Below are 9563 nucleotides of genomic sequence, written 5' to 3' on the forward strand. Positions count from 1 at the left end.
GGCTGGGCCTGGGCGCACTCCTGGGCGCGCTGAACCCCGTGGTCGGCGCGACGGGACCGCTCGCGGCTCCGTTCCTGCGCGCCGGCACCCGCGACCGGCTCGGCTTCGTCGGCACCTTCGCCGCGTCCCAGGTCGTCGGTCACGCGGTGAAGCTCGTGCTCTTCGGCTCCGTCGGGCTGCTGCCCTTCGCCCAGGCGCCCGCTGCGGCGGTGGGCATCGTCGGCGTGGTCGCCGGCACGTGGCTCGGCAGCCGCGTCCTCGACCGGATGCCCGAGCGCCGCTTCGACCGGCTCTACCTCGCGGCGATCACGCTCATCGCGGGATGGCTGCTGATCGACGCCTTCCTGTGAAGTGGGGTGCTGAAGGGCGGTGACTCAGCGTCCTTTTCCGCGGCGAGGTGGACGCTCAGTCACCGCACGCGGCCGCGTCTCGTCGAGGGCGGTGAGTGGGCGTCCATTCCTCCTTGGGAACGGACGCTGAGTCACCGCTCCCCCGGGCCCCGCTCAGACGGCGCCGTGGCGGTCGGCGACGGCACGAGCCTCGTCACGCAGCGCCTGGACGACGAATCGGACGCTGGGTCGTTCGAACCGATCGGGCCGGAGCACGGCGGTGATCTCGCGCCGTGCCCGGATGCCCACGAGCGGTCGGGTCACGAGGCCGTTCTCCCGCGTCCGGGTCGTGAACCGCGGCAGGATCGCGATGCCGTGACCGGCGGCCACCAGCGCCTCCACGACACCGTTGTCGTCGAAGCGCTGCGCGATCTGGACGGGCTCGCCGGTCACCGCGACCAGCTGCTGCAGGACGCGGTCGTAGGGGAAGTCGCGGGGCGCACCGATCCAGGTCTCGCTGGCGACGTCCTTGGGCGACAGGCTGGGCCGGTCCGCCAGGCGGTGGTGCTCGGGCAGGGCGACGTCGAGTGGCTCGCGCAGCAGGGGCACCAGGTGCAGCCCGCGGTCGTGCCACTCCTCCGTGGCGGCCGGCGAGTCGGCGACGACCACGTCGAAGTGCGCGACCATGTCGAGAACCTCGAACCGCTGCGTCGGGTCCCGGTCGCTGCAGATCAGGTTGATCGCCGGTTCGTCCGCGACGCGGGTGAGCAGCCCGGGCAGGAGCATCTCGGCGCCCGTCGGGAACGCGGTGAGCGTGACGTCGCCGGCCGGCCGCCCGAGGTACTCACGCCACTTCGCCTCGGCGCGCTCCAAGGCGATCGCCACCTCGGTCGCCGTCTCGGCCAGGGCACGGCCGGCGGCCGTGAGGCGGACGCCGCGGCCGGCCGGCTCGATCAGGGGCACTCCGGCCTCGCGTTCGAGCAGTTTCAGTTGCTGGGAGACCGCTGACGCTGTGACGTTCATCTCATCGGCGACGGCCCCCACGGTGCCCCGCTCGGCCAATTCCCGCAGCATCGCAAGGCGTCGTGGATCCATGTAGTGAATCTACACGTTCCATGAAGTTGTGTTGGATTGTCCTTGACAGTTGAACGTTCGAGAATGGCAGGGAACGAAAGGACCCGCTCATGACCTTCCTGACTCTCGCCGCGGTCGTCGCGCTCACCGCGGGCACGATCCACACCGGCTACCTCGTCGCCACCGATGGCCTGACCCGTATCCCCACGCGTCGCGCCTGACCCGCCCATCACACCGACCCGGTCTCCATCCAGGAGCCGGGTCGTTCTCTTTGCCGGGGGACCATCCGCGCCTGCTACCGATGGGCCATTTCCCGCCCTGCACCTTTCGTTCGGCGCGACCGCTGGAGTATCGTTACTGACGAGTAGAACTGACCAGTAACTGTGGCAGTCCCCATCTTCCGGAGGTCCTTGGCCCATGAGCCACTACAAGAGCAATCTGCGCGACGTCGAGTTCAACCTCTTCGAGTTGTTCGACCGGCAGTCCGTCCTGGGCATCGGCCCGTTCGACGAGGTCGACGTCGACACGGCCAAGAGCATCCTGTCCGAGGTCGAGCGCCTCTCGCGCGAGGACCTCGCCGCTTCCTTCAGTGACGCCGACCGCAACCCGCCGGTCTTCGACCCCGCGACGCACACCCTGACGCAGAACCCCGCGTTCAAGGAGAGCTACCAGAAGTGGATCGACGCCGAGTGGTGGCGCCTGCAGCTGCCGACCGAGCTCGGTGGCCAGACGGCTCCCTCGTCGCTCATGTGGGCCATGGGCGAGTTCGTCCTGGGCGCCAACCCGGCCATCTGGATGTACGGCGCGGGCCCGGGCTTCAGCCGCATCGTGTGGGAGAACGGCACGGAGCGTGACAAGAAGATCGCGCAGATCATGATCGACCGCCATTGGCTGACCACCATGGTGCTGACCGAGCCCGACGCTGGCTCGGATGTCGGCGCCGGCCGCACCAAGGCCTTCCAGAACGAGGACGGCACGTGGCGCATCGAGGGCGTCAAGCGCTTCATCACCTCGGCCGTCAGCGACCTGGGCGAGAACACGATGCACCTCGTGCTGGCGCGCCCCGTCGGCATCGAGGGCGTCGGCGGTCCGGGCACCAAGGGCCTCTCGCTGTTCCTCGTGCCCGAGCACCACTTCGACCTCGAGACCGGCGAGCTGACGGGCGAGCGCAACGGCGCCTACGTCACCAACGTCGAGAAGAAGATGGGCATCAAGGCCTCGGCCACGTGCGAGGTCACGTTCGGCGACCCGCAGCTCGGCGGCCCGGCCACCGGCTGGCTGCTCGGCGAGGTGCACGACGGCATCAACCAGATGTTCCGCGTCATCGAGAACGCTCGCATGATGGTCGGCGCCAAGGCCATCGCGACGCTGTCGACCGGCTACCTCAACGCGCTCGAGTACGCCAAGGAGCGCGTGCAGGGCGCCGACCTGACCAACCCGGCCAAGGACGCCCCCCGCGTCACGATCACGCACCACCCGGACGTGCGCCGCTCCCTGCTCACGCAGAAGGCGTTCGCCGAGGGCCTGCGCTCGCTGATGATCTACGCGGCGACCTTCCAGGACGAGGTCATGCTCAAGCAGGCCAACGGCGAGGACGGCAGCCTCCCGGCCGCCATCAACGACCTGCTGCTTCCGCTCGTCAAGGGCTACGGCTCCGAGCGCTCGTGGGTCCTGCTGGGCACCGAGTCGCTGCAGACGTTCGGCGGGTCCGGCTTCCTGCAGGAGTACCCGCTCGAGCAGTACGTCCGCGACGCGAAGATCGACACGCTCTACGAGGGCACGACCGCGATCCAAGGCCAGGACCTGTTCTTCCGCAAGATCGTCAAGGACCAGGGTCGAGCCCTGGGCTGGCTGTCCGAGCAGATCACGTCGTTCATCGAGAACGAGGCCGGCAACGGCCGGCTCAAGGTCGAGCGCGATCTCCTGGCCAAGGGCCTCGAGGACACGACGGCCGTCATTTCGGCGATGTTCACCGACCTGATGGCGTCGAACCCGGCCGACGAGAACGGTGACGCCCGCAACGTCTACAAGGTCGCGCTCAACACGACGCGCCTCGTGTACGTCCTGGGCGACCTGGTCGTGTCGTGGCTGCTGCTGCGCGGCGCCGAGGTCGCGCAGGCCAAGCTCGACGCCGGCGCCACGGGTGCCGACAAGTCGTTCTACGAGGGCAAGGTCGCCGCGGCGTCCTTCTTCGCCAAGACGGTCCTGCCCCGCCTCGCGGCCGAGCGCGCGATGGCCGAGGCCGTCGACCTCGACGTCATGGAGCTCGACGAAGCGGCCTTCTGAGTCAAGTTGACTCACTCGAGCGGCGCGCACCCGACGGGTGCGCGCCGCTCGTGCGTCACCCCGGCGGGCGCCCTCCCCCGTTCGCCACTTGTGTGAATGGATCCACGCCGTTCCGTCGAAGGCGCGTGGATCCATTCACAAGAGTGGACCGGGAGCGGGTTCACGAGCGTCCTCGACAGGAACTCGACGGCGGCCCTCTAGGCTGACCGGGTGGAGTTGACCCGTCGCCGCTGGTACCTGGTGGCCGCCCTCGTCGCGGTGCTCGCCTGGGTCGCCGGCACCGCGTTCGCGGCCTCCGCCTGGGACCCGCTGCGCCAGGCCACGGTCGTCCCCGTCGGCCAGCCGATCCAGACCAGCGGTGACGACGACCTCGCAGTCCTGACGGACCTCCCCCAGCCGGAGCGCGCGATCCGCTGCGTCGCCCGAGCGGGCAAGAAACGGATCGTCGTCCCGCCCGCCACGGTCGACATCGTCGTCGACAGCGACGGCAGCCGCTGGCACCTGCTCGGCGTCCTTCCCGACGCTCCTGACGAGGCTCGCATCGTGTGCCGCCCGCGCGACGACCAGACCGACACCGCCCGCTACGGCACCGCCCTGACCGATCTCTCGAGCCGGGTGGGCGCCGGCAAGGCGATCGCCTGGGGCGGTCTCGCCCTGGGGCTCGGTCTCGCCGGTGCCACCCTGACCGCCCGCACCAGGAGGATGCTCTCGCATGACTGACCTCGCTCTCTACATCGACGCCTGGCGCCAGTCCGCCGACGCCGTACTCGACCTCGACCCGCAGGACTGGGACGTCCCCAGCGACCTGCCCGGATGGACCGCCAAGGACGTGCTCGCGCACCTGGTGCACCTCGAGCGGGTGCTCGTCGAGGGCGAGAGCGAGCAGGTCGGCGGCAACGCCGTCCCGGCCGACTACACGAACGCCGGCGTGGTGGCCCTGCGCGACGTTCCGGTCGAGCAGCTGCGGTCGGACCTGCGCGACCTCGTCGCGCGACGCGCCGAGGGACTGGCCGACCTGCCGGACCCCGAGGCAAAGGCCCCCGTCACCCCGGCCGGTGTCGACTGGACCTGGGACGTCGCCCTGCGCAACCGCACGATCGACATGTGGATGCACGAGCAGGACATCCGCCGCGCGGTCGGGCTGCCCGGCGGCCTCGACTCGCTGGGCGCCCAGGTCACCACCGCGACGTTCAGTGCTGCGCTGCCGTACGTGCTGGGCCGCCGCGCGAAGGCACCGGCGGGAAGCGTCGTGCGCTGGGTCGTCACGGGTCCCGTCCCCGTCGACGCCACGATCGGCGTCGGCGACGACGGCCGCGCCCGACGTACCGACGCCGAGCCCGACGCGACGTTGACGATGGACACCGAGGCGTTCACGGTCCTGGCCGGCGGGCGCCGCGGACCCGATGGCGTCGAGGCCCGCGTCGACGGTGACACCGAACTGGCGCAGCGGGTCCTGGCCGCCATGACCATCACGACCTGATGGCCCCGCGGGCCGCCCGTCCCCTCGAGGCGCTCGTGCGTCACGTTCGGTCACGGCTGGCGCGGCGCCAGCAGCCGGCAGCGGCGCAGGCCTTCGCCGAAGCGACCCCGCCGTCCTCACCCGCGCTCGACCGCGTCCGCGAGTTCCGCCAACCCGACGACACGTCGTGCGGCGCGTCGTCCCTGGTCCTCTCCCGGATGCTGCACGACCCCGCGTACGGATCGTGGATCCTCGACGACCCGGCGCGCTGGGGTCCCGAGGTGAAGGCGATGCACCACCGCGTGAGCCGATGGCGCGACCACGACGGAAGGCCGCAGTGCCCGTGGCCTCGCGTGGTGGGGACCTCTCCGTGGGCAGCCGCCGGCCAGATGGGCGGCGGGTCCGGCCGATCGGGGCGTGGCACGCGATACCGCTGGCGCATCCTCGATCCGGACGACCTCGCTGCCGGGTTCGAGCTCATCGTGGCCGCCGCACGGTCCGGTCACACGGTGCCGCTGTACGCCGGGAACGCCGTGCGACCCGCTCACGTGGTGCTGGTGGTCTCCGCCGAACCGGATCGGCTGCGTGTCTACGAGCCCAGTGCGGGACGCATCGTCCGCGTCGGGCGCGAGGCCTTCGTCAGCGGCGCACTCGACCTCGGCGGATGGTCCGTGCCGTGGTTCGCAGTCCTCCCCCGCTGACGTCTCGATCGGCCGCACGGTGGCGCCTTCCCCTGCGGGAGTCCGGGCATGACACGGCGGGGACGACCTCGATGGTCGTCCCCGCCGCGTTCACCGGGCACCCGGAACGGGCGCTCGGAACTGCTACTTGCGGACCTTCACCGTCACCTTCGCGGCGTCGGCCTTGACCGTGCGGTTGCCGGAGTAGGAGATCACGAGCCGGAACGTCCCGCGCTTCGCGAACTTCTTGAGCCGCACGGTGGCCTTGCCGTTGGCGGCGACCTTGGCGCGACCCACGACCTTGCCCTTCAGCCGGACCGTGACCGTGCCGCGGGCCAGGCCCTGGGGAGCGACCACTCGCACCGCGACCTTCGCCGTGGTCCGCTTGGCCCGGATCTTCCGGGGAGCGACCTTGGCGCGGACGTTCGACGCGGCCTTCGTGACGATCGCACGGACGGCGACCGACGACGGCTCCGCCGATGCGGATCCGAGGTACCGCACACTCAGCGAGTGCGCGCCGACCGGCAGCTGGCGCAGACGGACGTCCGCCCGGCCCTTGACCACGTTCGCCGTGCCGACGACGGACGAGCCGCGACGAACCTCCACCTTGCCGGTGGCCTCGCCGTCGGAGCCGATCGCCACCTTGACGACGCTCGCCTTGCCGTACGCCGTCTTGGCGACGGTTGCACGCGTGGACGAGTCGGCCTTGCCGACCGTGTACGTCACGGTGGTGCTCGAGGGCTCGGCACCGTCGAAGCCGAGGTACGCGACCTCGATCTCGTGGTCGCCCACCTTCGCCGCTGCGGGGAGGGTGATGCGCGCCTTGCCGGCCTTCGCCTCACCGGTGCCGACGACCTTGCCGTCCTGGCGCACCTCGACGGTGCCCTGGGCAGCGTTGTCCGCGGCGATGTCCACGTCCACGACCGGCGCGGAGCCGTACGAGACCGGACCGACCGTGGCGGTCGTGGTCGACTCGCCCTTGACGTACGTCGTGCCGATCAGGAGATCCTGGTCGGGCATCGCCGCGCACTGGAGCCACACGTCGGTGATCGCACCGAGGATTCCCGGGGCGAGCTTCGAGTTGATGACCATCGTCTCGGGGGCGTGGACCTCGATCGCACCGCGGTCCGGCGCGGTCACCGGGTCGAGGGTGCCGACGGTCGGGATGCGCACTCCCTCACTGGGAACGGGCCAGCTGGCCTGCACCCCTTCGGCCTCGAGGCCCTGGAGCGGGAGGTCGTACTCGCGCCCCGTCGCCGTCTCGACGAACCGTGCCGACGCGCTGGAGGAGCCGCCGACCTCGGTCTGACCGAAGCCCATCGTGTCGAGCGTGTTGCCACCCACGAGGATCTCGGCCAGGCCCTGCGGCATGACGAGGTCGACCTTGGTCGGGGCGGGCGTGAACGTCTCGCCCGGCTCGACCGATCGGGGGATGTCGGCGATGGTGTCGACGGTGAACGCCATCGCGCCACCCATCGTGTAGTTCAGCAGGCCGGTGACACCGACGTACTCCTCGCCCGTCTCCAGGTCGCGGTCCTGGGGCTCGCACTTGTAGCGCAACCCCGTGAGCTTCCCGCGGACGGCCTCCTCCTCGACCACGTCGACGGTGATCGTCGCGGTCGACGACGCACCCTCGTTGTCGGTGGAGGTGTAGGTGAACGTGTCGGTGCCGACGAAGTCGGGATCGGGAGTGTAGGTCTGCTTGTGACCGAGCTTCGGGAAGTCGGCGGTGGGCAGGCCCCAGTCCGGCTTGTCGACGTCGGCGGCGGTGAGGAACGGGCTGAGCTCGCCGTGCGACGGGTCGCCGTAGGTCACGCGCCGCTTGTCGTTGTAGCCCTGCCACAGGTAGAAGCCGTTGCTGTCGTCGCGGGTGTACGGCCACAGGTCGATGGCCTTGCCCTTGCCGACGGTGAAGTGCAGGTCCCGCACGAGCGGCGCGTTGTTGACGCCCTCGAACGTGACCGTCGCCGGCGGGCTGACCTGTCCATCGGCGTCGGTCGCGGCGTAGGTGAAGCTGGCCGGTCCCCCGCTGGTCGTGGACAGCGCGGCGGTGGAGCCGTCGATCGTCACGGTGGTCCTGTTGTTCTTCGTCACGACGGCGAACGTGTACGGCGCTCGGCCGCCGGACGCCGCGAGCGTGACCGGGACCTTCGGGCCGAATCCGAAGGCCGTGATGCCGACCTCGCCGGCAGCGACGTCCTTCGCGACGGGCGTGGACGAGGCGTCGACGACATCGATGGTCGTGAGGACGCGCTCGGCGGACTCGGGGCCCACGCAGTCCATCGTCGCGGGGACGTCGAGGGCCGGCTTGCCGGCCGGCTCGGTGTGCACCGTGGCGTTCACGGTGAACCGTGCCGGCATCGTGAGCGTCGCGGTGCCGACCGCGTCGGGCGCCTCGATGACGGGCACGGTGCCCTCGGTCTCGATGACCCACGACTCCCCCACCTGGGCGGGGATCGGGGTCTGCGGCGCGGACAGGCCCTGGATGACGTACGACTGGACGTCGCCGGCGAACTCCATGTCGACGGCGGCGTCCTCGGACGAGCCGCCGGCGCTCTTGCCGCTGAGCAGGCCGACCGTTGCGGCGCGCAGCGTCTCGGGCATCGTCAGCGCGATCTGGGTCGAGCGGCTGGAGACGGACTCACCCGGTGCGACGGTGGCCGGGACGTCGACCCGCGTGCGGACGCCCACGTCGTGGGTTCCGAGGGGCAGGCCGCCCGGGGCCTCGCCGGCGACGACGTCGCAGCGATACGTGTAACTCTGGTCGATGGGGCGATCGGCAGCCGCCTCCTCCGCCGCGAGGGCGGTGGTCGGCGCGATGATCGCGAGCGTTCCCCCGGCGAGCGCCGTGGTGGCGAGCAGCGCCGTGGTTCGCTGGACGGGGCGACGGCCCCGCGCGAGTGACGAGATGGTCACGTTTCTCCCTTCAAGAAAGCAAGGGACGGCAGTGTCCCCCGCTGCTGATGTGCTGAGTGTCACACACGTTTACATTTCTGTGTCGCAGTTTGCGAAAGTCGCATACCGTGGGTATCCGGCACACTGGGGCCCATGAACTGGGCCACCACCGACATCGGCGACCTGACCGGCACGCGAGCACTCGTCACGGGCGCCACCAGCGGGATCGGCACCGAGACGGCACGCCAGCTGCTGCGGCACGGCGCCGACGTGGCCATCACCGCGCGCGACGACCGCAAGGCCGCCGACACCGTCGCCGAGCTGGGCGGAGACGTCGAGGTCGTCTCGCTCGACCTGGCGGACCTGGCCGGCACCATCGCTGCCGCTCGCGCCCTGGCCGACCAAGGTCGCCCGATCGACATCCTGGTCAACAACGCCGGGGTGATGATCCCGCCCTTCAGCCGCACGACCGACGGCTTCGAGCTGCAGATCGCCACCAACCACCTGGGCCACTTCGCCTGGACCGCGGCGCTGTGGCCGCTGGTGCGCGACGCGCGGATCGTGACGGTCTCGTCCCTGGCCCACACGATGACGAAGGGGCTCGACCTGCGGTCGCTCGTGCCGGACGGCGACCCCCGCAGGTACCGGCGCTGGCGCTCGTACGCGGAGTCCAAGCTGGCGAACCTGCTGTTCATGAAGGAGCTCGACCGCCGCGTGAAGAGCGCCGGGCTGGGAGCCGTGTCGGTCGCCTCTCACCCCGGCTTCAGCGCCACCAACCTCACCCGGTCCGGCGGCACCGCATTCCACTTCCTCGCGGGCGCCTTCAGCCAGCCCGCGCAC

At 70.7% G+C, this 9563-nt stretch carries 7 protein-coding genes and 1 pseudogene; 6 read left to right on the forward strand and 2 right to left on the reverse strand.

The window, feature by feature from the left end; genetic code table 11:
* Positions 1–350: pseudogene (locus tag RT323_RS14635) on the forward strand (hypothetical protein); the annotation flags it as partial.
* Between the two features lie 153 nt (positions 351–503).
* Here RT323_RS14635 and RT323_RS14640 read toward each other — a convergent pair.
* The gene (locus RT323_RS14640; RefSeq protein WP_313409764.1) at positions 504–1424 is read right to left on the reverse strand and encodes a LysR family transcriptional regulator; all 921 of its coding nucleotides are present in this window, start codon (positions 1422–1424) and stop codon (positions 504–506) included.
* 396 nt (positions 1425–1820) lie between these two features.
* On the opposite strand from RT323_RS14640, the gene RT323_RS14645 reads away from it, so the two are divergent.
* From RT323_RS14645 to RT323_RS14660, 4 genes are all read left to right on the forward strand, one after another.
* Positions 1821–3689: an acyl-CoA dehydrogenase gene (locus RT323_RS14645; RefSeq protein ID WP_313409766.1), complete on the forward strand. Its 1869-nt coding sequence runs from the start codon at positions 1821–1823 to the stop codon at positions 3687–3689.
* A 210-nt stretch (positions 3690–3899) separates the two neighbouring features.
* Positions 3900–4409, forward strand: coding sequence for a hypothetical protein (locus tag RT323_RS14650; RefSeq protein ID WP_313409768.1), 510 nt, complete (start codon positions 3900–3902; stop codon positions 4407–4409).
* Positions 4402–5169, forward strand: coding sequence for a maleylpyruvate isomerase family mycothiol-dependent enzyme (locus RT323_RS14655; RefSeq protein ID WP_313409770.1), 768 nt, complete (start codon positions 4402–4404; stop codon positions 5167–5169). The genes RT323_RS14650 and RT323_RS14655 overlap by 8 nt, the downstream gene beginning before the upstream one ends.
* Entirely contained in the window at positions 5169–5849 is a 681-nt protein-coding gene (locus tag RT323_RS14660; RefSeq protein ID WP_313409772.1) for a hypothetical protein, read from the forward strand. The genes RT323_RS14655 and RT323_RS14660 overlap by 1 nt, the downstream gene beginning before the upstream one ends.
* A gap of 123 nt (positions 5850–5972) precedes the next feature.
* Here RT323_RS14660 and RT323_RS14665 read toward each other — a convergent pair whose 3' ends face one another.
* On the reverse strand, positions 5973–8744 hold the full coding sequence (locus tag RT323_RS14665; protein ID WP_313409773.1) for a DUF6801 domain-containing protein: 2772 nt from the start codon (positions 8742–8744) through the stop codon (positions 5973–5975).
* Between the two features lie 132 nt (positions 8745–8876).
* On the opposite strand from RT323_RS14665, the gene RT323_RS14670 reads away from it, so the two are divergent.
* Positions 8877–9563 (forward strand): SDR family NAD(P)-dependent oxidoreductase (locus RT323_RS14670; RefSeq protein WP_313409775.1); only part of this gene is annotated, 687 nt, incomplete at its 3' end.

The organism is Aeromicrobium sp., assembly GCF_032084975.1.
Taxonomy (GTDB): domain Bacteria; phylum Actinomycetota; class Actinomycetes; order Propionibacteriales; family Nocardioidaceae; genus Aeromicrobium.